Source organism: Pseudarthrobacter sp. MDT1-22 (genome assembly GCF_054511035.1).
Genome location: NZ_JBTNDK010000002.1, coordinates 226,102 through 250,487 on the forward strand (window position 1 = coordinate 226,102; position 24,386 = coordinate 250,487).

General features: G+C 66.7%; 21 protein-coding genes and 1 pseudogene. 8 read left to right on the plus strand and 14 right to left on the minus strand.

What is annotated here, in order from left to right; all coding sequences use genetic code 11:
* Positions 1-11 precede the first annotated feature (11 nt).
* Positions 12-2,648 (minus strand): DNA polymerase I, encoded by a 2,637-nt coding sequence (polA, locus tag ACX80M_RS02945; RefSeq protein WP_459308831.1) that lies wholly within the window; start codon positions 2,646-2,648, stop codon positions 12-14.
* A gap of 193 nt (positions 2,649-2,841) precedes the next feature.
* Here polA and ACX80M_RS02950 point away from each other — a divergent pair, with 193 nt between their 5' ends.
* On the plus strand, positions 2,842-3,315 hold the full coding sequence (locus ACX80M_RS02950) for a hotdog fold thioesterase (RefSeq protein WP_099093412.1): 474 nt from the start codon (positions 2,842-2,844) through the stop codon (positions 3,313-3,315).
* Positions 3,316-3,337: 22 nt separating this feature from the next.
* On the opposite strand, the gene ACX80M_RS02955 is transcribed toward ACX80M_RS02950, so the two are convergent.
* The 6 genes and pseudogenes from ACX80M_RS02955 to ACX80M_RS02980 form a co-directional block, all read right to left on the minus strand.
* Entirely contained in the window at positions 3,338-3,895 is a 558-nt protein-coding gene (locus tag ACX80M_RS02955; protein ID WP_252598756.1) for a dihydrofolate reductase family protein, read from the minus strand.
* 39 nt (positions 3,896-3,934) lie between these two features.
* Complete coding sequence (locus ACX80M_RS02960; protein ID WP_252598755.1) at positions 3,935-4,156, minus strand: hypothetical protein; 222 nt, start codon at positions 4,154-4,156, stop codon at positions 3,935-3,937.
* A pseudogene (locus tag ACX80M_RS02965) lies at positions 4,153-5,360 on the minus strand (inorganic phosphate transporter). The gene ACX80M_RS02960 and the pseudogene ACX80M_RS02965 overlap by 4 nt, the downstream one beginning before the upstream one ends.
* A gap of 147 nt (positions 5,361-5,507) precedes the next feature.
* Positions 5,508-6,023, minus strand: coding sequence for an HAD domain-containing protein (locus tag ACX80M_RS02970; protein WP_252598754.1), 516 nt, complete (start codon positions 6,021-6,023; stop codon positions 5,508-5,510).
* Positions 6,024-6,143: 120 nt separating this feature from the next.
* Positions 6,144-7,394 (minus strand): FAD-dependent oxidoreductase, encoded by a 1,251-nt coding sequence (locus ACX80M_RS02975; RefSeq protein ID WP_252613747.1) that lies wholly within the window; start codon positions 7,392-7,394, stop codon positions 6,144-6,146.
* Positions 7,387-8,685 (minus strand): MFS transporter, encoded by a 1,299-nt coding sequence (locus ACX80M_RS02980; RefSeq protein ID WP_252613746.1) that lies wholly within the window; start codon positions 8,683-8,685, stop codon positions 7,387-7,389. The genes ACX80M_RS02975 and ACX80M_RS02980 overlap by 8 nt, the downstream gene beginning before the upstream one ends.
* A gap of 47 nt (positions 8,686-8,732) precedes the next feature.
* Between ACX80M_RS02980 and ACX80M_RS02985 the strand changes: the two genes are divergently transcribed.
* The 4 genes from ACX80M_RS02985 (at position 8,733) to ACX80M_RS03000 (ending at position 12,382) form a co-directional block, all read left to right on the plus strand.
* Positions 8,733-9,530, plus strand: a complete 798-nt coding sequence (locus tag ACX80M_RS02985) for an IclR family transcriptional regulator (RefSeq protein ID WP_252607932.1) — start codon at positions 8,733-8,735, stop codon at positions 9,528-9,530.
* A 121-nt stretch (positions 9,531-9,651) separates the two neighbouring features.
* Positions 9,652-10,791, plus strand: a complete 1,140-nt coding sequence (locus ACX80M_RS02990) for a cupin domain-containing protein (protein WP_252598750.1) — start codon at positions 9,652-9,654, stop codon at positions 10,789-10,791.
* Positions 10,788-11,630, plus strand: coding sequence for a fumarylacetoacetate hydrolase family protein (locus ACX80M_RS02995; RefSeq protein ID WP_252607930.1), 843 nt, complete (start codon positions 10,788-10,790; stop codon positions 11,628-11,630). The genes ACX80M_RS02990 and ACX80M_RS02995 overlap by 4 nt, the downstream gene beginning before the upstream one ends.
* Positions 11,630-12,382 (plus strand): maleylpyruvate isomerase family mycothiol-dependent enzyme, encoded by a 753-nt coding sequence (locus ACX80M_RS03000; RefSeq protein WP_252598748.1) that lies wholly within the window; start codon positions 11,630-11,632, stop codon positions 12,380-12,382. Before ACX80M_RS02995 ends, ACX80M_RS03000 begins: the two co-directional genes overlap by 1 nt.
* Positions 12,383-12,495: 113 nt before the next feature.
* Here the strand turns inward: ACX80M_RS03000 and ACX80M_RS03005 are convergent, their stop codons facing one another.
* From ACX80M_RS03005 to ACX80M_RS03015, 3 genes are all read right to left on the minus strand, one after another.
* On the minus strand, positions 12,496-12,927 hold the full coding sequence (locus tag ACX80M_RS03005; RefSeq protein ID WP_459308755.1) for a VOC family protein: 432 nt from the start codon (positions 12,925-12,927) through the stop codon (positions 12,496-12,498).
* A gap of 110 nt (positions 12,928-13,037) precedes the next feature.
* Positions 13,038-13,757 carry a response regulator gene (locus ACX80M_RS03010; protein ID WP_459308757.1) on the minus strand — a complete coding sequence of 240 codons (720 nt, stop codon included), beginning with the start codon at positions 13,755-13,757 and terminating at the stop codon, positions 13,038-13,040.
* A complete protein-coding gene (locus ACX80M_RS03015) occupies positions 13,754-15,706 on the minus strand; it encodes a DUF4118 domain-containing protein (protein ID WP_459308759.1) in 1,953 nt (650 codons plus the stop codon). Before ACX80M_RS03015 ends, ACX80M_RS03010 begins: the two co-directional genes overlap by 4 nt.
* Positions 15,707-15,883: 177 nt before the next feature.
* Here ACX80M_RS03015 and ACX80M_RS03020 point away from each other — a divergent pair, with 177 nt between their 5' ends.
* Complete coding sequence (locus ACX80M_RS03020) at positions 15,884-17,857, plus strand: APC family permease (RefSeq protein WP_459308761.1); 1,974 nt, start codon at positions 15,884-15,886, stop codon at positions 17,855-17,857.
* Positions 17,858-17,877: 20 nt separating this feature from the next.
* On the opposite strand, the gene ACX80M_RS03025 is transcribed toward ACX80M_RS03020, so the two are convergent.
* Positions 17,878-18,633 carry a ZIP family metal transporter gene (locus tag ACX80M_RS03025; protein WP_459308763.1) on the minus strand — a complete coding sequence of 252 codons (756 nt, stop codon included), beginning with the start codon at positions 18,631-18,633 and terminating at the stop codon, positions 17,878-17,880.
* Between the two features lie 142 nt (positions 18,634-18,775).
* Between ACX80M_RS03025 and ACX80M_RS03030 the strand changes: the two genes are divergently transcribed.
* Entirely contained in the window at positions 18,776-19,396 is a 621-nt protein-coding gene (locus ACX80M_RS03030; protein ID WP_058932553.1) for an L-threonylcarbamoyladenylate synthase, read from the plus strand.
* A 15-nt stretch (positions 19,397-19,411) separates the two neighbouring features.
* Here the strand turns inward: ACX80M_RS03030 and ligD are convergent, their stop codons facing one another.
* The gene (gene ligD / locus ACX80M_RS03035; protein WP_252598742.1) at positions 19,412-20,434 is read right to left on the minus strand and encodes a non-homologous end-joining DNA ligase; all 1,023 of its coding nucleotides are present in this window, start codon (positions 20,432-20,434) and stop codon (positions 19,412-19,414) included.
* 79 nt (positions 20,435-20,513) lie between these two features.
* Here ligD and ACX80M_RS03040 point away from each other — a divergent pair, with 79 nt between their 5' ends.
* Positions 20,514-21,191: an alpha/beta hydrolase family protein gene (locus ACX80M_RS03040; RefSeq protein ID WP_252607926.1), complete on the plus strand. Its 678-nt coding sequence runs from the start codon at positions 20,514-20,516 to the stop codon at positions 21,189-21,191.
* A 39-nt stretch (positions 21,192-21,230) separates the two neighbouring features.
* Here ACX80M_RS03040 and ACX80M_RS03045 read toward each other — a convergent pair whose 3' ends face one another.
* Positions 21,231-21,374: a hypothetical protein gene (locus tag ACX80M_RS03045; protein WP_252608023.1), complete on the minus strand. Its 144-nt coding sequence runs from the start codon at positions 21,372-21,374 to the stop codon at positions 21,231-21,233.
* 165 nt (positions 21,375-21,539) lie between these two features.
* Entirely contained in the window at positions 21,540-24,335 is a 2,796-nt protein-coding gene (gene hrpB, locus ACX80M_RS03050; protein ID WP_459308766.1) for an ATP-dependent helicase HrpB, read from the minus strand.
* Between the last annotated feature and the right edge of the window lie 51 nt (positions 24,336-24,386).

The window sequence follows — 24,386 nt, forward strand, 5'->3', positions numbered from 1 at the left end:
TTCCCAGCAGCCTAGTGGCCGGCGTCGTACCAGCTGGGGCCCACCCCGATCTGGACATCCAGCGGGATGCTGAGGTCCGCGGCGGAGCCCATCTGCTCGGTGACGAGCTTCTCCACCGCAACACGTTCGCCGGCGGCGACTTCAAGGACCAGTTCGTCGTGGACCTGCAGGAGCATGCGCGACTTCAGGCCCTGGGCCGCCAGTGCAGCGTGCACGCCCAGCATGGCGCGTTTGATGATGTCCGCGGCCGATCCCTGGATGGGTGAGTTCAGGGCGATGCGCTCCGCGTTTTCGCGAAGCTGCCGGTCCGTGCTGGTGAGGTCCGGCAGGTAGCGGCGACGCCCCTCGATGGTGGCCGTATAGCCGTCCACCCGGGCCTGGTCCACCACTCCGCGGAGGTAGTCGCGGACGGCGCCGAACCGGTCAAAGTAGTCCTTCATCAGCGTGCGGGCCTCGTCCACGGAAATTTCCAGCTGCTTGGACAGGCCAAACGATGTGAGGCCATAGGCGAGGCCGTAGGACATCGCCTTGACCTTGGAGCGCATGGCACTGGTGACTTCTTCGGTGGGCACGTGGAAGATGTTCGAGCCCACAAACCGGTGGAGGTCTTCGCCGTCCTGGTAGGCCTGGATCAGGCCTGCGTCGCCCGAAAGGTGCGCCATGATCCGCATTTCGATCTGTGAGTAGTCCGCGGACAGCAGGCACTCGTAGCCGTCGCTGACCACAAAGATGCCGCGGACGCGACGGCCTTCCTCGCTGCGGATGGGGATGTTCTGCAGGTTGGGATTGTTGGAGGAGATCCGGCCCGTCGCTGCCACGTTCTGCGCGTAGGTGGTGTGGATCCGGCCGTCTTCCGTCACGGACTTCTTGAGCGACTCCAGCATCTGGCGCAGCTTCGAGGACTCCCGGTGCGCCATCAGCTGGACCAGGAATTCGTGGCCGGTCTTTTCCAGCAGGTTCTTCAGCGACGCGGCATCGGTGGTGTAGCCGGACTTGATCTTCTTCGTTTTCGGCAATTCGAGTTCGTCAAAGAGCACGGTCTGCAACTGCTTGGGCGATCCGAGATTAACCTCGTGGCCGATCGCGGCGAAGGCAAGTTCCTGCGCGTTGTCGATCACTTTGGCCAGATCGGCGATCTGCTCGTCCATGCGCGGCAGGTCGATGGCGATGCCCGCTGTTTCCATGTCGGCCAGCACCCGGCTGACGGGCAGTTCCAGGGTGGTCAGCAGGTCCCCCGCCTTGCGTTCGGTGAGCTCTGATGCGAAGTGCCGGCTCAGGGCCTGGACCACGGCCGCCACCTGGACCAGCGCGCCGGCGGCGGCGGCGTCGTCGAACGCCAGCTCCAGCTGGCCCGCCTTGGAGGCCTCGGACGGAACACTGACGTTGAGGTGATGCTGGGCCAACTCGGCGAGTTCATACGTGCGGCGGTCCGGCTGGATGAGGTATCCGGAAATTGACGTGTCATCCACTACGCCTTCCAGTCCCAGGCCACGGCTGGACAGGGCCTTCAACGCAGCCTTGTAGCCGTGCATGACCTTTGACGAGCTTTCATCGCGCAGCCAGTCCGCCAGGACGTTTTCGGCTGCGGCGTCCTGCGCGGCGAGGTCGATATAGACGGCGGCATCGTCACGGACGATGGCCAGTGCGGCGGCGTCCTCGCCGATCCGCCCGGGCACCAGGTCGACGGCGACTGCCGACGTCTTGCCAGCGCCCGCCGCCAGGAAGGCACCCAGCTCGGCGGCCCCGGCGGGAATCACGAAGTCCGGCGCGGCGATGGTTTCGCGCTCCGCAGATTCCACGTCCTCGCTGCCGTACAGGGCAAAGAGCCGGGAACGGATGGTCTTGAATTCAAGTTCGTCGAACAAAGCCTCCAGCGCGGCTTCGTCCGGCCGCGGTTCCGCGAGATCATCCAGGGTGAGCGGAAGTTCGAGATCCGTGTGGAGCCTGTTCAGGCGTCGGTTGCGTTTGACGTCCTCCACGTTTTCCCGGAGGGCATCGCCCACCTTGCCGCCGATCGCATCCAGGTGCTCGAGGACGCCCTCAAGACCGCCGTAAAGGTTGATCCACTTGGCCGCGGTTTTCGGGCCGACGCCCGGAACGCCCGGAAGATTGTCCGCGGTCTCGCCCACCAAAGCGGCAAGGTCCGAATACTGCGCGGGCGTCACAAAATACTTTTCCTGGATGGCTGCCGCGTCCATCCGGGGAATGTCGCTGACGCCCTTCCTCGGGTAAAGCACAAAAACGTTGTCCGTGATCAGCTGGAAGGCGTCACGGTCGCCCGAGACGAGCAGCACCTCGAAACCGGCCTTTTCCCCCATGGCGGCGAGGGTGGCCAGGATGTCATCGGCCTCATAGCCGGGCAGTTTGATGGTTTTGATGCCCCAGGCGCCCATGACCTTGTCGATGAGGTCGATCTGGCCGCTCATCTCACGGGGCGTTTCGTTGCGTCCTCCCTTGTACTCGCTGTACTCGGCTTTGCGGTGCGTGGTGTCATCCGAGACGTCGAAGGCGACACAAATGTGGGTGGGCTTCTGTTCCTTGATCAGGTTGATGAGCATGGACGTGAAACCGTGGATGGCGTTGGTGTGCTGTCCGTTGGCGGTGGAGAACTTGTCCGCCGGCAAGGCGAAGAACGCGCGGAACGCCATCGAGTGGCCGTCCAGAACCAGGAGCCGCGGCTGGCCGGTGATGGGAACCACGGGGCCTTCCGTGGCGGAAACCTGGCCTCCGGCCGGCAGGACGTTGATGTCCTGCAGGGCAGCATCAGCGTCAAGCACTGCGGTCTCGGACGGGAAGGGGGCCGGTTTGGTAGTTTCACTCACAGGTGCCAGCCTAGTTCCCATGATGGACAATTTCACGCCCGGGCCCTTCACTGAGGAATTGGTCACAGCAGGCATCCCGGCGCACCTCCACGACTGGCTCGGCCGCCTGGGCATCGGTGCCCTGGTGGTGAAGATGGGGATCCACTTCCTCGAGATGAGCCCGGAACGAACGGTGGCCACCATGCCGGTGGAAGGGAACACCCAGGTGGCAGGCATCCTGCACGGCGGCGCCCATGTGGTGCTGGCCGAAACCTTGGGATCCTTTGCCGCCGGGATGCACGCAGGCGCAGGCAGGCACGCCCTGGGCATCGAAGTGAGCGCCACCCACCACCGTGCAATCGCCGCGGGCACCGTGACAGGTACGTGCACCGCGATCCACCTGGGCCGGACACTGACAACGCATGAAATCGTGATGACCGACGAACAAGGCCGCCGCCTCTCCACCGCACGCCTCACCAACATGCTGCGGGACAACGAGCCCGCGGAGGCCTAAGCGCCTCAGTCCGTTCAGCTCCCTAGCGCGCCGGAACCGGGGAGGTGAGGGTGTAGCGGAGCTCCACTATGCCCCGTCCCAAGGTGCGGGACGCCGTCAACTCAAGTGGCGACGTCGGGCCCTCCAATGGCAGCAGCCGTTTGCCGTCGCCCAGGACCACGGGGATGACAGAAAGGATGAGGTCATCCAGCAGTCCCGCGTTGGCGAACTGCGCAGCGAGGTTGCCGCCGCCCACCACCCAGACGTTCAAGCCGCCGGCGTGGTCCCTGAAGTCCTGGATGAACTCCTGGACGGGTCCGCGGACGAACGTGATGTCCGTGCCGGCCGGGGCAACGTGCTCGTGCCGGGTAAACACATAACAGGGTGTGGAAGGGTACGGCCAGTTGCCGGGTTCGTGCTCCATCAGCCAGGCGTACGTCTCGCCGCCCATAACAATGCAGCCGACGCCGGCCATGAAGGTTTCGTAGCTTTCCTTGCCGCCCTCGAAGCCGTCGAACTCAAGAAGCCAGGCGAGGTCATCCTTCGTGGTGGCGATGAACCCGTCGATGGAGGCCGCGACAAAATACTGGATCCTGGACATGGAACCAGAGTAGCGCTGCGGTGTGGACGGGCTGAAGGGCTACTTGCTGAAGTACGGAATGATCAGGTACAGCCCGAACATCACAGCCAGGCCGCAGAGGCCGAAGCAGGCGGAGGCGAAGTAGCGTTTGGCGCGGGGTGAGGCCTGCTGGGCGTCGCCGGCGATGGCCGTCAGCCGCACGCCCAGCGAATACAGGACCACAACCGTTACCGCGGACACCAGGGTGGTGCCGGCCACAGTCAAGAGTTCCAACCACTTCATAGCTGAGCGTCCTTGTGCTGGTTCGCCTTGGCGCGGGCCCGGGCGAGGGCTTTCTTCTTGGCGAAGCGGACGGTCTGGCCCGCTTCTTCGACTTCCACGGCATTGTGGTGGCCCACCGAGGACTTGCGGGAGTAGAAGAACATAAACAGCACCGCGGCGGTGCCGGCGACGGCGGCAATCACCACCCCCGTCTTCACGAGCAGCGCGGTCAGCGCGCCCACAATGCCGGCCGCGGGAAGCGTGAACAGCCACCCCAGGGCGATCTTGCCCACCATGTTCCACCGCACCGTGGTGCCCTTACGGCCCATGCCTGACCCGATGACGGAGCCGGACGCCACCTGCGTGGTGGAAAGAGCGAAACCCAGGTGGGAGGACGCAAGGATGGCTGAGGCGGTGCTGGTCTCGGCCGCAAACCCCTGTGCGGGCTTGACCTCAGTCAACCCGGAGCCCATGGTCCGGATGATGCGCCAGCCACCGGCATAGGTGCCGACCGCGATGGCTAGGGCGCATGCCGTGATGACCCAGAACTGCGGGCCCGAACCCGGGGACTGGGTGCCGGCGGAAATCAGCACCAGGGTGATGATGCCCATGGTCTTCTGTGCATCGTTGGTTCCGTGGGCCAGCGCCACGAGGCTGGACGTGAAGATCTGCCGGTGCGGAACCCGCCCCGCTTCTGCGTCAGCTTGCTGCCGGTTTCCGGATCGTGCCGCGACGTCAGGGCATACGCGAGCCGCGTGCAAAGGTACGCCACCAGGCCGGCAATCAGCGGGGCGAAAATGGCGGGCAGGATGACCTTCTGCAGCAGCGTTTCCAGGTTCACGGAATTGAACCCGATACCGGCGATGGCCGCGCCGATCAGCCCGCCGAAGAGCGCATGCGATGAGCTGGACGGCAGTCCCTTGAGCCACGTGATCATGTTCCAGAGAATGGCACCCATAAGCCCGGCGAAAATAATGTCCGGCGTGATCTGGACACCGTCCGAGCCTTCCCGGATGATGCCGCCGGAGACTGTTTTGGCCACTTCCGTCGAGAGGAAGGCACCTACCAGGTTCAGGATTGCCGCGAGAGTCACCGCGGTCTTCGGCTTGATGGCACCGGTGGCGATGGGCGTAGCCATCGCATTGGCGGTGTCGTGGAATCCATTTGTGAAGTCAAAAAATAATGCCAGTCCGATGACCAGCGCCACCATAAAGGTGATATCCACCTGTTGCCCAATCTGCTGAGTCGACGTTCAGCAGTTCCACTACCCGCCGTGCCCTGCAACGCATACTTCACCTACAGTTCATGTGAAATGACCTGTGGAGTTAACGGAACCGGCGTAAAAGCCTATCGATCGTACGCGTCCATGGCATCAGGTCAAAAACAGCTGCTCCGTGACAAACCCACCGACGGCGGCCAGCTCGGCGGGAGAGATTCCCCGGCGCGGATCGGGCGACACCGTGAGGATGCGTCGGCCCAGGAATCCGGCCCACGCCAGTGCTTCCTGTTCATAGCGGAGCTGATCGTCAATCCACACGATGCCATCCGGGGCGTTGGCCGCCAGGTCCTCCTGGAGAGCGGCAAGCTTCCACCAGCCCTCCCCCGTTCCGGCACCATCCGCTGTCAGGCAGGGCCAGTGGCCACCTGCAAGTCCGATGGCAGGGCATAAGTATTCCGCGGCCATCTCCTCCCAGCTCGTGAGCCACACGCACCGGACTCCAGGCAACCGGGAAAGCCGGTTCAGCCCGTCAACCAGCTGGCCCGCATATGCCACCTCAAGCACGCCGGCGTTCGCAAGTATCCAGCCGGAACCCCATGGCGTCGTGCCCGTCGCTCCGAACGGGCAAACGACGCCGTCGACGTCCAGGTACAGGGTGACGTTCCGCACTGCCGCTCCCGGTCAGGCCGGCAGGCCCGGAACGGCCCTTAAGCGATTGAGGGGCTGCACGCATCAATGGTTGCACTGCGCCCAGCCCCTCCTCAAGGACTCGCGGATAAGGAGTGTGTCCTAGGCAGAGAACGCCTTGGCCGGGGCGGCTTCAGGGCGGGCGGGGCTTCCGTGCTGGTCATGGCCGTAGAGCCAGTCGTTGTACTGGAAGTTGTTGTCCGTCCGGCTCTTGAACAGCAGATTCCGGAGCGTGCGGGCCAGGCCGGAGACGTGCCACGACTCGCCCCATACACGGGCATTCCGCTGGACCCGGGCCGTGCGGCCGGCACGGATGGTGTTGAATTCCTTGATGGCACCATCCCAGGCTGCGGGGTTGACGCCGTCCGCGGTGAAGACGGTGCCGTTGGTGACGTCCTGCAGCACGGCCGCGTCTTCGAGGGCCTGGCAGGCGCCCTGGGCCAGGTACTGGAGCATGGGGTGCGCGGCGTCACCCACCAGGACCATTCGGCCGGCCACCCAGTTTTCGATCGGGTCACGGTCGTACATGGGCCAGCGCATGGCGGTGCCAAGATTCTTCAGTGCCTCCTGCACTGCCGGAATGCAGTCCTTGTAAGCCGCTTCGAGTTCATCCACACCGCCATACTGCTCTTCGCCGCGTTCGAAGGAGGGGGACTTGAACACCGCGACGGTGTTCAGCAGCTCACCCTTGCGCAGCGGGTACTGCACCAGGTGGCAGTCCGGTCCAAGGTAGACGATGACGTCTTCAAGGTCGGCTTTGGGCGTGTTTTCGGTGATCGGCACGGTACCGCGGTACGCCACGTAGGCCGAGGAAACCGGCTCGTCGTTGGCAACGAGGGGGCGCAGGGTGGACTTAAGTCCATCGGCGCCGATGATGGCGTCCGCCTCATAGTCAACGCCGGCGGCGGTGTGCGCAATGCCGCGGCCGTTCACGGTTTCCACACTCTCCACCATGACGTCGTTGACGAGTTTGACGCCCGCCGCCTCACAGCCGTCGAGCAGGACCCGGTGCAGGTCGCTGCGGTGGATCACGACGTAGGGAGCGCCATAGCGTTCCTCGAATTCGCCGCCGAGCGTCTGCCTGGTGAGCTCCTCGCCGGTCACTGCGTCGCGAAACACGAGGTGCTTGGGGCGGACGCCGATTTCGAGGGCCTTCTCCAGCAGGCCCCAACGCTTCAGTACGCGTGAGGCGTTGGGGGCCATCTGCAGGCCCGCGCCCACTTCGCCGAACTCAGGAGCACGCTCCACGAGAGTCACTTCGGCGCCGTTCTCCCGCAGCGCGAGGGCCCCGGCCAGGCCGGCCATTCCGCCGCCGATAACGAGGACTTCGGTGGACGATTTCAGGTCAGACATTGCTGTCTCCTTCAGAGATTTTGGTAGTGGAATTGATCTTGGCGGAAATGGCTGCCAGCAGGACGGCTGCCACGGCTGCCGCACCGGCGAAAGCCAGGAAGTTGGAGTTGACGCCCAGCCCGGCAGCCAGCAGCAGCCCGCCCACCTGCGGTGCCGCGACGGCGCCTATGCGGCCGACGCCGAGGGCCCAGCCAAGGGCCGTTCCGCGCAGGTGCGCAGGGTAGTGGCTGGCCACTGCAGCAATGACGAGGCACTGCGTGCCGTGGGTTCCCACGCCGGCCAGGACCAGCATGAGGTAGACGACGGCGACGGGCGGGCCGGTGACCAGCACGAACAGCGCGGCGGCAGCGACGCCGGCGGCGGCGATCGCCGTCGGGATCGGGCCGAACCGGGTCCCGGCCCAGGCGGTGATGACGGATCCCGCTACGGCACCCACGTTCAGGGCGAGGGCGAAAGTCAATGCTGAGCCGAGGTTGTAACCGGCCAGCTGCATCAGGTTGGGCAGCCACGTGCCGAGGCCGTACCAGGCGAACAGGGTCACCAAGGTGGCGAATGCGTAGAGCAGGCTCATGCCGAGGAACGGCGCCCGGAGCAGTGACCCGAAACCGGCGGGTTCCCGGGCTACTGCAGCGTCGGAGGACGCGGACGGTGCCAGGGTTTCAGGGAGGTAGCGGAGTCCCAGCGGAATGACCACTATCAAGGCCAACACGGCGACCAGGAACATCGCCGGCCAGCCGAAGGCGGGAATCAGCGGGATCCCTACCAGCGCGGCGATGGAGCCGCCGATCGGTACGCCAGACATCATGAGCGTGGCCACCGTTGAACGCCACTTTGTGGGGACCAGTTCTGCCACGAGCGCGTTGGCTGAGGGGACGAGGCCACCCAGGCCGATGCCCGCCAACAGTCGGAGGGCACCGAAGACGACGGCGTTGGGGGAAAACGCGCACAGGATGGTGAAGACGGAGAAAAGAATGGCGCAGCCGATGATGGTCCGGCGGCGTCCCCACGTGTCCGACATCCGACCCGCGAAGATGGCGCCTATCATCATGCCAACGAACGCCATCGAGCCGACGGTCCCAGCTGTGGCCTTCGTCAGCCCCCAGCCGGTGTCATTGATAAGGGACGACTGCACCGTGCCGTAAACAATGAGGTCGTAGCCGTCAAAGACCACCAGGAGCCAGCAGACCAGCACAGCCATGGCGGACTGCTTCGAGAACCGCGATGCGCCAGAGGAGAAAAGGCCGGCGCCGCCTGTGATTCCCGGCGCCGCGGCGGTAGGTGTGTGATTCATCCCACCACTGTCGGCCACCTCATACGGCCTCGCTATATAATTCTGCCATGCAGAACTTACCGGTCCAACGAAAACCTACCTACCCCATCGAGACGGTGGACAACGCCCTGCTGTTACTTCAACTCCTGCGTGACGGGGGCAGCCTGAGGCTCAAGGATGCCGCCAACGAACTGGGCGTGGCTCCTTCCACCGCCCATCGGCTCCTGGCCATGCTGGTATACCGGGGCTTCGCGGTCCAGGACGAGTCCCGGCGTTATGTTCCCGGGCCGGCCATGGGTGCAGGCCCCGCCCGCGTGAGTTGGTCACGCCTGCTGCGGGAAGTGGCCAGGCCGCATATGGAGATGTTGTGTTCGCGGGTCAACGAAACGGTCAACCTGATGATCCGCGTGGGCACGAAGGTCAGGTTCCTGGACACCGTCGAGAGCACCAGCGCCCTGCGCGTTGGCGACCGCCAAGGAACAGTCCTGCCGGCCCACAAGGCCTCGGGCGGCAAGGCGATGCTGGCGGAACTTGAACCCGCCATGGTCGACCAACTGTTCCGCAGCAGCAACGCGGAGATCGGCGGCGACAACATCCCCGACGCCGAGTACCCGGCCTTCTTGCGGGAACTTCAAACCATCCGCGGCAACGGATTCGCCGCCAACTTCGAAGGTACCGAGGAAGGCATCAGCGCCCTGGGGATGGCCCTGCACAACCGCGCCGGCGACGTCGTCGGGGCATTGAGCGTAGCCACCCCGGTTGCAAGGTTCCGGCGACTCTTTGACGCAGGATTGGTTGGCGTCATGATGGAGACCCGGCGCCAGCTCGAAATCGACATTGCCGCCAACCCTTTCAACAGGGACTGATCCAACAGACCGGGCCCTTGCCCGGTGATTCTGCTAGGCAGAATATGTTGGAGGTCACATACTCCGCTCCCTAGAGTCGTTCGTACGCCCAAACGCTCATCGCACCATCAAGGAGGCCCCCATGTCCGTCAGCGCCGAGAATCTTACGCATGCTTCTGTTGCCGCCGGCCAGATTGTTCCGGAGCCGACGCCGGAGGAGGCTGCGCAGCTGGTGAAGCTTTATCAGGGTTTTGAGAGTGAGAACCTGGTCCCGTTATGGACGGAGATCGGGGATCTGATGCCGATGGTCCCGTCGCCGAAGGCTGTGCCGCATGTGTGGCGGTGGGATGATCTGTATCCGTTGGCTGCGCGGGCGGGGGATCTGGTCCCTGTTGGGCGTGGCGGGGAACGCCGGGCGATTGCGTTGGCGAACCCTGGCCTTGCCGGGACCCCGTACGCGACCCCGACGTTGTGGGCTGCGATCCAGTACCTAGGGGCCCGCGAGACCGCCCCGGAGCACCGCCATTCCCAGAACGCGTTCCGGTTCGTGGTCGAGGGCGAAGGCGTGTGGACGGTGGTGAACGGGGATCCGGTGGCGATGCGCCGCGGTGATTTCCTCCTCACGCCGGGCTGGAATTTCCACGGCCACCACAACGACACCGACTCCCCGATGGCCTGGATCGATGGGCTGGATATCCCGTTTGTGCATTACGCGGACGCCGGGTTCTTCGAGTTCGGCACCGAACGCGTCACCGACGAAGCGACCCCGGAGATTTCCCGGTCCGAGCGGCTCTGGGCCCACCCCGGCCTCCGCCCGCTCTCGGGTCTCCAGGACACGGCCAACTCCCCCATCGCGGCGTACCGGTGGGAACACACCGACGCCGCCCTGGCAGAACAGCTACTCCTCGAGGACGAGGGCCATCCGGCCACCGTGTCCCAGGGCCACGCCGCGGTCCGGTACTCGAACCCGACCACCGGCGGGGACGTCATGCCCACCATCCGGGCCGAATTCCACCGCCTCCGGCCCGGCGCCACCACCGAGCCCTTGCGCGAAGTCGGCTCCAGCGTCTGGCAGGTCTTCGAAGGCACCGGCACCGCGGTCCTGAACGGCGAGGCCAAGTCTCTGGCCAAGGGCGACCTGTTCGTCGTCCCGTCCTGGACCGAATGGTCCCTGACCGCCGACGAGGCTGCAGAGTTTGATCTGTTCCGATTCAGCGACGCCCCCATCTTTGAACGCCTGAACTTCAGCCGCACCTACACCGAAGGACGCAAGAACGCATGAGACTCCTCACCCTCCGCACCCAGACCAGCAACGGCATCAGCACCAACACCGTCGCGGTCCGCCAGGACGGGACCACCCTCACCGAGATCGACGGATTCACCGACGTCGGGGCCCTCCTGAAGGACCCCGCCTGGGAGGCCATCGCCAAAGCCGCCAACGGCGCCACCCACCCGTCTGAGGGCGCCGACCTCGCCGCCGTCATCCCCGCCCCGGGCAAGATCATCTGCGTGGGCCACAACTACCGCAACCACATCAAGGAAATGGGCCGGGAAGTCCCCGAGTACCCCACCCTGTTCGCCAAGTACGCCGAGTCCCTGATCGGGCCAAATGACGACCTGGCCCTGCCGCAGGAGTCCGACGCGGTGGACTGGGAAGCCGAGCTTGCGGTCGTGATCGGCAAGACAGGCCGACGCATCGCCGAGGCCGACGCCAAGGATCACATCGCCGGCTACGCCGTGCTCAACGACGTGTCCATGCGGGACTACCAGTTCCGGACCGTCCAGTGGCTCCAGGGCAAGACGTGGGAGAAGTCCACCCCGTTCGGACCCGCCCTGGTCACGCAGGACGAATTCAGCGCAGGCCCGCTGATGACCAGCGCCGTGGACGGGGAAATCCAGCAGCAGACCCCCACCTCCGACCTGGTCTTCACGCCCGAATTCCTGGTCTCCTACATCTCCACGATCATCACCCTGAACCCGGGAGATGTGATCGCGACCGGCACCCCGGGCGGGGTGGGCCACGCCCAGGACCCCAAGCGCTACCTGCAGGAAGGCCAACTCCTGGTCACCACCATCGAGGGCCTGGGCCAGCTGACCAACCGAGTGGTCAAGGAAGCCTGATGACCGCCCGCCAGGACCAGACGACGGACCCGGAGCTGCTCGAGGCGCTGCTCCAGGCCCGACGGGGGACCGCGTTCTTCGCCCGGAAACTCAACGAGCTCTCCGACGAGGACCTCGACGGCCCCTCGCTGCTGCCGGGGTGGAACCGCCGGCACGTCACCGCGCACATCGGCTACAACGCCCGCGCCATCGCCCGCCTCATCGAATGGGCCGCAACAGGGACCGAAACACCCATGTACGCGTCGCCCGAAGCCCGGGACCACGAAATCAGCTTCGGGGCGACCCTGCCGCCGATCGCGCTGCGGTACCTGTTCGACCACTCCGCGGTGCACCTGAACGTCGAATGGCGCGACCTCCCGGCACAGGCCTGGCACCACCAGGTCAAAACCGCTCAGGGCCGCGTTGTGCCCGCCACGGAAACCGTGTGGATGCGCACCCGCGAAGTCTGGACCCACGCCATCGACCTGGACAACGGAGCGGCGTTCTCCGACATCCCCGCGCCCGTGCTCGAACGGCTCCTAACAGACATCACCACCGCGTGGCACACCCGCGGCACCGACACCGGCCTGCTCATCAACGTCACCGGACCGGACCTGACATTCGGCGACACCACCGCCCAGAACCCGACGCTCATCACCGGAACCCTGCCCGGCATCACCCAATGGGCCACCGGACGCGGCACCCGCGGCGTCACCGCAACACACAACGGAACACCCCTGGACGAAACGCCCGCAGCCCCCAAATGGATCTGAGCCTGTGACCTTCGGGCAGCCGAAAAGCACTGCAAATAGTCAGGATAACGGAACAGCGGCGGGATAACCCGCCGCTGTTCCGTCGTTCTATGTCCCGTTCTAATGAGTGGAGCCTATGAGGCGGGAGCGGCCTGGGGGTTATTGATGTTGACCAGCCAGGCAGTCCCGAACCGGTCCGTGCACATGCCGAAGATGTCGCCCCAGGGCGCCGGCTCCAACGGAACGGTGACCGTGCCGCCGTCGGCGGACAGCTTTTCCCAATAGCCGCGCAGTTCGGCTTCGTCGTCGCCGCTGAGCGAAACCGAAATGGAGCTGCCGGTCGCGAGGTCCATGCCGTTCGGCGTGTCCGCCCCCATCAGGACCACGCCGTTGCTGGCCGTCAGCATGCCGTGCATGATTTTGTCGGCTTCCGCCGGATCTTCGCTGGCGTGGAACTCCCCGAACGTGCTGAGGGCCAGGTCGCCGCCGAAGACAGACTGGTAGAAGGTCATCGCCTCGCGGGCGTTCTCGCGGAAGCCAAGGTAGGGGTTGAGCGTCGTTGGCATGGCCGGGTCTCCTTGAAGTACAGAACTGATTCGGATTCGAAACAGTCAACATCCTGCCGCACTTCCCGCCGCGTTCATAGGGTTCACGGAACCTGATTGCCCCGCAGTTTTCAGGGCATAAAGCGGTATCCCACACCAGGTTCCGTGAGGAGGTGGCGGGGTTTCCCGGGATCGGCCTCCAGCTTCCGCCGCAACTGGGCCATGTACACACGCAGGTAGTTGGCTTCCGTCTGGTAGGCCGGTCCCCAGACGTCCAGCAGCAACTGCTGCTGGGTCACCAGCCGGGCAGGGTTCCGGACCAGCAGTTCCAAGATGTTCCATTCGGTCGGCGTCAGCCGGACAACGTCCCCGTCCCTCGTGACCTGCCGTTGGGCCAAGTCCACAGTGAACGAGGAAGCGGCCACCGTGGGTGCCGACGCCGGATCCGGAACGCGGCGCAGGAGCGCACGCAGGCGGGCCAACAGCTCGTCGAGTCCGAACGGCTTGGTGATGTAGTCGTCCGCACCTGCATCCAGGGCGTCGACTTTGTCCGATGAGCCGTGGCGTGCAGACAGCACCAGTACGGGCAGGTTGCTCCATCGACGGAGTTCCCGCAGGACTTCCGCGCCATCCAGGTCCGGCAGTCCGAGGTCCAGGATCATCACGTCCGGCGGACGGTGGGAAGCGGCACGCAAGGCTGTGCCGCCGTCGGCCGCTGACTCCACGGCGTAGCCGTGGGCCTGGAGTGTGATCCGGAGTGCCTTCAGCAGGTGGGGATCGTCGTCGACAACCAGCACACTGGTCCGGCGGCCGCCCTGCGTGCCGGAAGAATCAGCCTGGTCCGAATTCACGTGGCCTCCTGACGCGGCTGGCCGGCCGCGTGACGCGCGCCCGGCGAGCCGGTGGAAAGGGCCAGCCTGATCACCATGGTCAGCCCGCCGCCGGGAGTTTCCTGTGCAGTCAGCGTGCCGCCCATGGCCCTGACGAACCCGTCGGCGACGGCCAGGCCCAGTCCCACTCCGGTGGCCTGTGGCCGGTCGTGGAGCCGCTGGAACGGCTGGAACATCTCAAGCACCTTCCCGGCGGGCACACCGGCGCCGTGATCGATGATCCGCAGTTCGCCGGACGGATAGCCATCCAGCGTGGCTGCACCCATGCCGTCGGAAGTGCCGGTGATGGTGATCCCCGAACCCGGCGCGTATTTGACGGCGTTTTCCACAATGTTCGCGATCACTCGGTCCAGCAGCACCGGATCGGCTTCCACAGTGGGCATGTTGGCGGGCAGCTCCACCCGGACTGTACCGTCCGGGAGCCCGCGCAGGGCCGGGGCAACAACCTCGCTCCACCGCACGGGTCCCAGCAGCGGCCGGACGGAATCGGCGGTGATCCTTGACATGTCCAAGAGGTTTCCCACCAGCTGGTCCAGCCGGTCCGTGCATTCGTCAATGGTTTCCAGCAGCTCCCGTTCTTCCGCGGGCGTATAGGTGACGGTCCGCTGCAGCAAGCCACCGGCGGCGAGCTTGATCCCCGCCAGGGGCGTCCGCAGGTCGTGGGACACCGCCCGCAGGATCGCCGTGCGCATGGAGTTCCCTTCGGCCAGCCGCAGCACCTCGCGCCGGCTGACGGCCAGCTGGCGGCGTTCCAGCTGGGCTTTCACGTGGACCGCAAACGCACCCAGCAACCGGCTTTCCACTGCCGGCACCTCCCGGCCGAACAGCACCAGCCGGGTGTCGGCGTCGACCGGTTCTGCGGTGCTGCCCGGCAGTCCGGTGACGCCATGCTCCCACCCGGCGGTATCCCCCGCAGCGGCCACGAGCGACCAGATCCTGCCGTCCGCGCCGCGGACTCCGGAGGGTCCCGACGTCGGAACGGAACCTTGCGCTGTGCCCTTCCGGCTGCTGTACACACCGGCACCGGTGGCACCAAAAACGTCCAGGGCCTCCGCCAGGATCCCGTCCAGGGTGTCCTCCGAACGGGAGGCGCCCAGGGCGAGGTCGCCCAGCGTCGCCGCCTCCGCCTGTGCGCGGGCAGCCTCCTTGGACCGGCGGGCAGACCCGTCCACCACCCCGGCGACTGCCACTGACACCCCCACAAAAACGGCCAGGGACAGGAGGTCCTGGGGATCACTGATCGCCAGGTCCCCCAGGGGCGGCGTGGAAAAGTAGTTCACCAGCACGCTGCTCCACAGCGCGCCGACCACGGCAGGCCACAACCCGCCCACCAGCGCCACCGCAACGGCGCCGGCAAGCTGGATTAGGACGGCGGTGGCAACGCTGTGGTCGAAGGCTGCGAGCAGCAGCTGCAGCAGGGCGGGCAGGGCTGCTGCGAGCGCAAAGCCAATAGCAACCCTGGTGCGGCCCAGGTCAGGCCGCCGGCGTGGTGCGTTCCGCTGGTGCGGGACGCGGGGAACTACCTGGACATCAACGTCGCCCGCACCGCGGACCACCCGGGCTTCCACGGTGCCGCCGGCGAACAACCCTGCCAGCACACCGGCAAGCGGTCCGCGGCGGGACTGCCCCACAACAATATGGGTGGCACTGGACTTGCGGGCGTAATCGAGCAGGGCCCGGGCCGGATCCGTCGCGGAGACGGTGTGGTAGGTCCCGCCCAGGTCATTGACCAGCCGCCGCTGTGCCTCCAAAACCTGGGGAGACTCGCCCGCGGCACCCCCTGTGGTGCGGACGTGGACGGCCACCAGCTCGCCGCCGTCGGTCCTTTCGAGAATCCTGGCGGCGCGCCGGATGAGCAGTTCTGCGTCATCGCTGCCGTTGAGGCCAATGACTATCCGTTCCCGTGCCATGCCGCCATTCTCCCACCCGGATCCCGACGTCCCGTGCGGGCCTTTCCCGGGGTTAGGGCTTTGGTCATGCGGACGTTAAGGATGCGTCAAGATCCGCCCGAATCCGGCTCCAAGGCGAGTGGGCAGTACTAGATTCGGCTGTGCCCGCGGTGCTGTGCCGCAGGCTGAAAGGCTTCCATGACCACCATGAGCAGACCCCCTGCCGATCCCTCGGCACTCCGTGCGACGCGGAAGGAGGCCCTTGGCAGTTGGCTGATGCATGGATTGGAGGATGCCAAGGGCACCCATCAGGGGCCGGGCGGGCTCGCGGACGAACAAAAGAAGCACCACTGGTGGCAGGTGATGTGCCTGACCGGCGTGGACTACTTCTCCACGCTGGGCTATCAGCCGGCCATCGCGGCGCTCGCGGCCGGTGCCATCTCCCCCTTGGCAACGCTTGTCCTGGTGGCCGTGACGCTGTTCGGCGCCCTCCCCGTCTACCGCCGGGTTGCCGGCGAGAGCCACCGCGGCGAAGGGTCCATTGCCATGCTGGAGCGGCTGCTCCCCAAGTGGCGGGGCAAGCTCCTGGTGCTGGTGCTGCTGGGTTTCGCGGCCACCGACTTCATGATCACCATGACGCTGTCCGCCGCCGATGCCACGGCACACCTGATCGAGAATCCGTTTGCACCGGACGCCCTGCACGGCCAGGAGGTGGCCGTAACGCTGGTCCTGCTTGCCCTGCTCGCTGCCGTTTTCCTGCGCGGGTTCAAGGAGGCCATCGGCGTCGCCGTTGTGCTGGTGGTCCTGTACCTGGGGCTCAACGTGGTGGTCATCGCGAGGTCGCTCGCGGAGGCAGCCGCCCATCCGGTGGCCGTCGGTGACTGGTGGCAGACTCTTAATACCTCCCACGGGAATCCGCTGATGGCGGTGGCCATCGCGTTGCTCGTCTTCCCCAAGCTGGCGCTGGGGCTGTCCGGCTTTGAAACCGGTGTGGCGGTGATGCCGCAGGTCCGCGGCGGCGCGGCCGACACCCAGGAGAACCCGGCCGGACGGATCCAGGGGACCCGGCGGATGCTGACCACCGCCGCCCTGATCATGAGTTCCTTCCTGGTGACCAGCAGCTTCACCACGGTTGTCCTGATCCCCGAGGCTGAGTTCCTGCCGGGCGGCGAAGCCAACGGCAGGGCGCTGGCGTTCCTGGCCCACGAATACCTCGGGCCGGGCTTCGGCACGGTGTATGACGTGAGCACCATCGCCATCCTGTGGTTCGCCGGTGCGTCCGCGATGGCCGGCTTGCTGAACCTTGTCCCCCGGTACCTGCCGCGGTACGGCATGGCCCCTGCGTGGGCGAAGGCAGTCCGGCCGCTCGTGCTTGTCTTCACGCTGATCGGGTTCCTGATCACCTGGCTGTTTGAGGCCGACGTCGATGCCCAGGGCGGGGCGTACGCCACCGGCGTCCTGGTGCTGATGACCTCGGCTGCAGTGGCTGTGACACTCTCGGCCCGCCGGCTTCAGCAGCGTAAGCGGACCATCGGCTTCGGCATCATCACGGTGCTGTTTGTCTACACAACGGTCACCAATATCTTTGAACGTCCCGAAGGCATCCGGATTGCCGGCTTCTTCATCCTGGGGATCATCAGCATCTCGCTGCTCTCGAGGGTGCTGCGATCCTTCGAACTGCACGCCACGCACGTCCGGCTGGACACCCAGGCCCTGGAGTTCATGGCGGAGAATCTGAGCGGGCCCATCGGGATCATCGCCCACGAACCGCTTCGCCAGTCGGCGGACGCATACCGGCAGAAACTGGCGTCCGCCACCGAAGCAAGCCATTTCCCCTCTGATTACCGGCCCCTGTTCCTGGAAGTGACAGTGGATGACTCCTCCGACTTCGAGACGGCCTTGGAAGTCCGCGGCGTGGTGCGGCACGGGTTCGCCGTCCTGGAAGTGCACGGACCGGTTGTGCCCAACACCATCGCCTCGGTGCTCCTGCACATCCGCGATGTGACCGGGCTGATGCCGCACGTCTACTTCCGCTGGACCGAAGGAAATCCTGCCGTGAACCTCCTGAAATTCCTGGTGCTGGGCGAAGGCGAGATCGCCCCCGTGACCCGCGAGATCCTCCGCGAGGCCGAACCGGATGTCACCAAGCGGCCGTGGGTGCACGTGGGTTGACCGTTGACGACGGCGGGACTTCACCCCCCGAGCTGGTGGACTGTGAAGGCCGTCAGGAACCCGACGGATGCGGTCAGCCCGGTGAGGTTGTGGTGCTCTTCGAACGCCTCGGGGATCGTGGTGTCGGCGAGCATCGCCAGGATCCCGCCCGCCGCGATCGCGGTAATGAAGGCGATGACGGCGTCCGGAGCGTTCTCCAGCGCCACATACCCGAGCAGTGAGGCGAACCCGCACATGACGGCTATGCCTCCCCACACCCCAAAAATGTAGCCGGTACTGCGTCCTGCCTTTTTCATCCCGGCAGTTCCGGAAAGACCCTCGGGAACGTTGGAAATGAAGACAGCCGCAAGCATGGCCGGACTGACCGATCCCGCGGTGACGAGTCCGACGCCGAGCACTATCGACTCCGGGATCCCGTCCAGGAGGGCGCCGAAGGCGATGGCCGTGCCGCTGCCCGGGCTGTCCTGCTCCGACGGTTGCTGGCTGCCTGAGCGTTTGCGGTGTTTTGCGCCGGCCCGTGTGAGGAGCATGTTCGCTCCCACGTAGACCACGGAGCCGGCCAGGAATCCGGTCACGGTGGGCCACAGGCCCCCGCCATCAACCGCCTCGGAGACGAGCTCGAACGCCAGTGCCGAAATCAGCACGCCCGCCCCAAAGGACATGATCGAGGAGACTAGTTTGGACGGAATGGCCCATTTCCACGACGCGGCGGCCCCCAGCACCAGGGCGGCACCGGCCACGGTTCCCCACATCAACGCCTGAAGCCACACCGGCATGCTGCCACCTTTCGTTCGCCCCGCACGGGACTCACCCTGCTGACTGAACCCATAGGCCCTGAACCTATCCTCCCTCGGCGTTGCACGCACGGCGCCGTGCCTGTCTACTGGCCAGGGCGCCAATTGTCGTAGGCTCAGGAGCATGGCCAGATACTTTGATGTTCATCCCCAGGATCCCCAGCCCCGCGCGATCACGCAGGCCGTGAAGATCGTGCTCGACGGCGGGCTGATCGCCTACCCCACGGACTCCTGCTACGCCCTCGGGGCCCAGCTGGGCAACAAGGATGCCCTGGACCGGATCCGGAATATCCGCAAGCTCGACGACAAGCACCACTTCACGCTGGTGTGCAAGGATTTCGCCCAGCTGGGACAGTTCGTGAACATCGGCAACGACGTCTTCCGCGCCATTAAGGCCGTCACGCCCGGCAGCTACACGTTTATCCTGCCGGCCACCAAGGAAGTGCCGCGCCGGCTGCTGCACCCGAAGAAAAAGACCGTGGGCGTGCGCATCCCGGACAACCGGGTGGTCCAGGCGCTGCTGGCCGAACTCGGCGAGCCCCTCCTCTCCAGCACCCTGCTGCTCCCGGACGAGGAAGACCCGCTGACCCAGGGCTGGGAAATCAAGGAACGGCTTGAGCACGAGGTGGACGCGGTCATCGATTCCGGCGACTGCGGGGCAGAGCCCACCACGGTGATCGACTATTCCAGCGGAGTGGCCGAGGTGGTGCGTCGCGGCACCGGCGACCCGTCCCGGTTCGAGTAGCCGGCTCGAACGGACTCAGTCCTGTTTGCGGGCCCGGCTCGGCTGCACCCGCGGGGGCTCACCGGGCATCTTCGGGTAGTCCGGCGGGAACGGCAGTTCGCCGAGCCCGGTCTTGAGGTCCCGCTCCCACCACTCCAACAGCACGTCAATGGTGCCCGGATGCGACTTCATGTCTGCCCAGGGATCGCCGATGGTCCTGAGCCGCTCGGGGACCGTCAGGATGGTGAAGTCCTTGGGATCCGCGCTGCCCAGTTCGTCCCAGCTGATGGGGCAGGAGACCGGCGCATGGGCCAGCGCGCGGGGGCTGTACGCGCCGGCGATGGTCCGGTCCCGGTTCGCCTGGTTGAAGTCCAGGAACACCTTCACCCCGCGTTCCTCTTTCCACCAGGCCGTGGTGACCTTGTCCGGCATCCGCCGCTCCAGCTCGCGGGCCGCAGCGATCACTGCGTGGCGGACGTCCAGGAATTCGTGGGTGGGCTCGATGGGCGCGTAGACGTGCAGGCCGCGGTTCCCCGATGTCTTGATGAACGTGTCCAACCCGGCCTCCGCCAACACGTCCTTCAGCGCCAGTGCAGCCGGGACGGCGTCGTCGAAGTCTGTGCCCGGCTGCGGGTCAAGGTCGATGCGCAGCTGGTCCGGGTTATCGGTGTTTTCCGCATGTGACGGCCACGGATGGAACACCACCGTATTCATCTGGACCGCCCATACTGCCGCGGCGGGTTCGTCAAGGACCAGCATGGGGTGCGAGCGCGCGCTCGGAAAGACCACCTTCACCGACCGGATGAAGTCCGGGGTTCCCTTGGGCGGGTTCTTGGAGAAGAACTGGTCCCCCTCGACGTTTTCCGAGAACCTCTGCAGCGCCACCGGCCGGTCACCGTTCGCGGCAATGAACGCCTCCCCCACATCCACCATGTAGCGTGCGAGGTCCAGCTTGGTCAGACCCAGCTCCGGCCAGAGCACCCTGCTGGGGCTGGAAACACGCATCTCGCGCTCGCCGTGCGGTCCCGGGACAGTGAGGGTGGTCTGTTCGCTCGCCATGGGGACAACCTACCCTGCGCCACGCGTGGCGTCAGCACCCCGGCGCCCAGGGCTGCCGGTGATCCGGCATCATGGACCTATGGCCGTAGCTGAATCCCCTGTCACCTTTCCCGTCGGCGACGTTGAGGTCTCCGGCGTTTACGCCCGCCCGGACAGCCCCTTCGCCACACTGGTGCTGGCGCACGGGGCAGGCGCCGGTATGGAGCACCCGTTCATGAGCGGTTTCACCCGTGGACTGAACGACGACGGCGTTGCCACCTTGCGCTTCAACTTCCCCTACCGCGAGGCTGGCCGAAAATTCCCGGACCGGCCGCCGGCAGCCATCGCCGCCTGGCGCGCCGCCATGCATGAAGCAATGCGGCGAGGAACCGAGCACGGTGATACGGGACCGGTGTGGGCTGCCGGCAAATCGTTTGGCGGCCGGATGGCGTCCATGGCAGTTGCCGAGGGAATGGACACTGCCGGCCTTGTCTACCTCGGCTATCCCCTCCACCCGCCCGGCAAGCCCGAAAAGCTCCGCGACGAGCACCTCTTCGGGCTCACGCTCCCCATGTTGTTCCTGCAGGGCACGCGCGACACCTTTGCGACGCCGGATCTGCTGGAGGGTGTGGTCTCCCGGATCGGTCCGTCCGCTGTCCTGGACTGGATCGACGGCGGTGACCACTCCTTCGCCGTCGCAGGAAAGAAACGCGACGCTGCAGAGATCGGAGCGTCGCTGGCGCCCAAGGTGGCCGGGTTCATGCGGAGCCGCGGCTAACCCATCCGGCCAGCCGTAACGGCCACGTGTCCCGACCGGTTACGCAGCGTCCTCGTGCCACCAGCCTTCCCAGGCGGTGGAGGTCAGCCGGCCGGTGGGGAAATCGGCCTTCCCGATCCCGCCATTGTGCGGGCGGCTACCCTCTCCGCGGCCGGCGTCAAAGAGGAAGTTCAGGCTACTCAAAAGCAACATTATGTGTGTCCCTTCGTGTGGTGGTCTGGACCACGTTGTCCAAGTAGGAACGAGCCTAACTGTGCCATGTTTCAGCGGGTCGACGTAACGTTTCGGCGAGGTATCGGACATCTCACCGGTGCAACCAGCGAAAGAAGGGCCGCCGGCGGTCCGGCGCTACATGCGGGCTTTGGTCCGGGCCGTCGGCAGTGCCGTCCAGGGATCCTCCGGCCAGGGATGCCTGGGGTAGCGGCCGCGCATCTCGGCCCGCACCTGCGCGTACGGCCCGGACCAGAACGATGCCAGGTCGTCCGTCACGGCGAGCGGCCGCCGCGCGGGCGACAGCAGGTGGAAGAGGACAGGAACCCTGCCGTCCACCAGCCGTGGGGTCTCAGCCCAGCCAAAGCACTCCTGCAGCTTGACCGCGACAACCGGCCGGCCGCCGTCGTCCGCGCGTGGCTGCCGAGGCGCTTCCTGCCCGGGTCCTGCCTGGTCCGCCGCGGCCGAGCCTGACCCGGCACCGCCTGACGCCGCTTTGTCCGACACCTCGGGGTAGTCGATCCGCACCATCGATCCGCTGGGTACTTTCAGTGCCTCCGGTGCCAGCTCCGCCAGACGGACCGCCTCCGGCCAGGGCAGCAGCCTCCGTAGGGGGTTGGTGAGGTCGATGCTGCTGGTGGCGGCGCCGCCGGCCAGTGCCTCGAGCTCGGGTCCCAGCCAGGAGTCCAGCCGGGCCAGCAGGGCCGGTTCGGAAACGTCGGGCCACGGCTCGCCAAGTTCGCGGCGCAGCAAGGCGAGGCGGCGGCGCAACACATCGGCCGCCGTCGACCATCCGATGGTTCCCAGCCCCTCCTTCGCGAGGGCACGGGCCACGGCGGCACGGCCTTCCTCGGCGGAGGGGCGGATGGGGGTGGAGGACAGGCTGATGGCACCCAGCCGGCGTTCCCGCCTGGCCTTCACCCGGCCCTGGCTGAACTGCGCTTCCACCGTGTCGGTCAAGAGGTGCCCGGCGGCCGCCTCGGCGGTGTCGGCGCTCAGCGGCGCGGCGGACCGGATCACCGCGCCGGTACCGGCTGCGTCCCGGCCGGCGGCGCGTGAAACTTCCGCCACGGCCAGCCACTCATGCCCGGTGAGCGGACTGCCCGCCGGCAATCCCGCACGAGTGCCGGACGACAGCAGGTACCGGGCCGGGCCATCGCCCGGGACGCGCCGGGCCACGCGGTCCGGGAACGCCAGCGCGACGACGACGCCCACCGCCTCCGCAGCGGTCACCGGCGCGGTGCTGACGAGGGAGGCGATGCCGGACGTGCCGATGGCGGCGCCTTCAGTCCGCGCAATGCCCTCCAGCCGGCGGACGTCCTCCGCCCAGCGCCTGGCGGCGGGGTCCTTTCCGGCGCGCAGGCCGGACAGGAGCCGGGTGAGGTCGGCCCCCGGGGCCCGCTGGTCCCCGGCTACGAGCGCCACCGCTTCCGCTGCGGCGCGGTGACCTACGGCCGCGGCACCGTCGAGCAGTGCGCGGGCCAGCCGCGGATCGGCCGGGACCCTGGCCAGCGCCCGCCCCACCGCGGTGGCATGTCCGTCACGCGCCACGGCTCCGAGTTCGCGGAGGACTTCAACAGCCTCGCCCATGGCAGCTGCCGGAGGTGCATCCGGAAGCGCCAGCCCGGCGCCGCCCGGCGATCCCCAGCAGGCCAGGACCAGCGCAGCACCGGTCAGGTCCGCGACCGCGATCTCCGGCGTCACGTGCGCCGGCGCGGCGCCATAGGTCCGCTGGTCGTAGCACCGGACCACCCGGCCCGGACCCTGCCGCGCGGCCCGGCCGGCCCGCTGTTCGGCTGATGCCCGGGAGCAGGAAACAGTGACCAGCCCGGACATGCCGCGGCTGGCATCACGGCGCGGCTCGCGGGTCAGCCCGGAATCAATGACAAGGCGCACTCCAGGGACGGTCAGGGATGACTCGGCCAGATCCGTGGACACGATGATCCGTGCCGGGCCGCCCGGCCGGCGCCCCGAAACTGCCTGGTCCTGTTCGGCTGGGCTGACCTGGCCGTGGAGCTCCAGCACGTCGGTTCCGGGGGCAGCCCGGCCGCGGAGGCGAGCCGCCACATAGGAGACCTCCCAGGCTCCCGGGACAAAAACCAGCGCATCGGTGCCCGCGTCCTGCCCCACCGCCGCGGTATGGGCCTGCGCGGCTGTATCGGCCACGTGGTCCAGGAACGCGCGTGTGACCCCACGGTCATCCAGCCGCGCCACGGCGGCGGGTACCCACTCCACTGCCAGGGGGTACAGCGCTGAGGGGCAGTCGACGACGGGAGCTGGCCCGCCGTCGTCGTCCGCTGTCCCTGCCTGTCCTGTCCCTGCATTCGCGGTTGCACCCCCGATCAGGGCGGCGAAGTGGGGCGCGTCCAGGGTGGCGGACATGGCCACCAGCGTGAGGTCGCCGCGGAGCTGCCGAACTTCGGCGAGCATCCCCAGCAGCAGGTCGGTTTCGAGGCCGCGTTCATGGACCTCGTCCAGGATGACCGCGCCCGTGCTTTCCAGGCCGGGATCATCGAGCAGGCGCCGCAGCAGGATGCCCGGCGTGACAAACTCCACCAGGGTGGCGGATCCGGCCTGGCGTTCACCGCGGACGGTGTACCCCACGCGGTCGCCGATCTGGCTGCCGTCCAATGAGGCCAGTCGCCGGGCGGCGGCACGCGCAGCGACCCGCCGCGGCTGGGTGACGACCACGCGCTTGGCCATTCCTGCAGGCGCGGCAAGGTTGGCGAGCAGCGGCGGGACAAGCGTTGTTTTGCCGGTGCCGGGCGGCGCCTGCACCACTGCCGTACCCGCCGCACCGCCGGCGCGCAGCACAGACGACAACTCGGCGAGCGATTCGGCGAAGGCAAGACCGGTGCCGATGACCGCCAGATCAAAGGTGCCGGCACCAGAGGGGCCAGCAGGGACGGCGGCGGAGTCGGTTGGCGATGTCACCCGTCCATTGTCGCCGCAATCCCCCACCGCCGTCAGCGCACGTGCGGGTGG

Excerpts from the sequence above, each read along its gene's own strand:
- polA (WP_459308831.1), bottom strand. The coding sequence starts at position 2,648 with ATGGCGTTCCGCGCGTTCTTCGCCTTGCCGGCGGACAAGTTCTCCACC.
- ACX80M_RS02950 (WP_099093412.1), top strand. The coding sequence starts at position 2,842 with ATGATGGACAATTTCACGCCCGGGCCCTTCACTGAGGAATTGGTCACA.
- ACX80M_RS02955 (WP_252598756.1), bottom strand. The coding sequence starts at position 3,895 with ATGTCCAGGATCCAGTATTTTGTCGCGGCCTCCATCGACGGGTTCATC.
- ACX80M_RS02960 (WP_252598755.1), bottom strand. The coding sequence starts at position 4,156 with ATGAAGTGGTTGGAACTCTTGACTGTGGCCGGCACCACCCTGGTGTCC.
- ACX80M_RS02975 (WP_252613747.1), bottom strand. The coding sequence starts at position 7,394 with ATGTCTGACCTGAAATCGTCCACCGAAGTCCTCGTTATCGGCGGCGGA.
- ACX80M_RS02980 (WP_252613746.1), bottom strand. The coding sequence starts at position 8,685 with ATGAATCACACACCTACCGCCGCGGCGCCGGGAATCACAGGCGGCGCC.
- ACX80M_RS02985 (WP_252607932.1), top strand. The coding sequence starts at position 8,733 with ATGCAGAACTTACCGGTCCAACGAAAACCTACCTACCCCATCGAGACG.
- ACX80M_RS02990 (WP_252598750.1), top strand. The coding sequence starts at position 9,652 with ATGTCCGTCAGCGCCGAGAATCTTACGCATGCTTCTGTTGCCGCCGGC.
- ACX80M_RS02995 (WP_252607930.1), top strand. The coding sequence starts at position 10,788 with ATGAGACTCCTCACCCTCCGCACCCAGACCAGCAACGGCATCAGCACC.
- ACX80M_RS03000 (WP_252598748.1), top strand. The coding sequence starts at position 11,630 with ATGACCGCCCGCCAGGACCAGACGACGGACCCGGAGCTGCTCGAGGCG.
- ACX80M_RS03005 (WP_459308755.1), bottom strand. The coding sequence starts at position 12,927 with ATGCCAACGACGCTCAACCCCTACCTTGGCTTCCGCGAGAACGCCCGC.
- ACX80M_RS03015 (WP_459308759.1), bottom strand. The coding sequence starts at position 15,706 with ATGGCACGGGAACGGATAGTCATTGGCCTCAACGGCAGCGATGACGCA.
- ACX80M_RS03020 (WP_459308761.1), top strand. The coding sequence starts at position 15,884 with ATGACCACCATGAGCAGACCCCCTGCCGATCCCTCGGCACTCCGTGCG.
- ACX80M_RS03025 (WP_459308763.1), bottom strand. The coding sequence starts at position 18,633 with ATGCCGGTGTGGCTTCAGGCGTTGATGTGGGGAACCGTGGCCGGTGCC.
- ACX80M_RS03030 (WP_058932553.1), top strand. The coding sequence starts at position 18,776 with ATGGCCAGATACTTTGATGTTCATCCCCAGGATCCCCAGCCCCGCGCG.
- ligD (WP_252598742.1), bottom strand. The coding sequence starts at position 20,434 with ATGGCGAGCGAACAGACCACCCTCACTGTCCCGGGACCGCACGGCGAG.
- ACX80M_RS03040 (WP_252607926.1), top strand. The coding sequence starts at position 20,514 with ATGGCCGTAGCTGAATCCCCTGTCACCTTTCCCGTCGGCGACGTTGAG.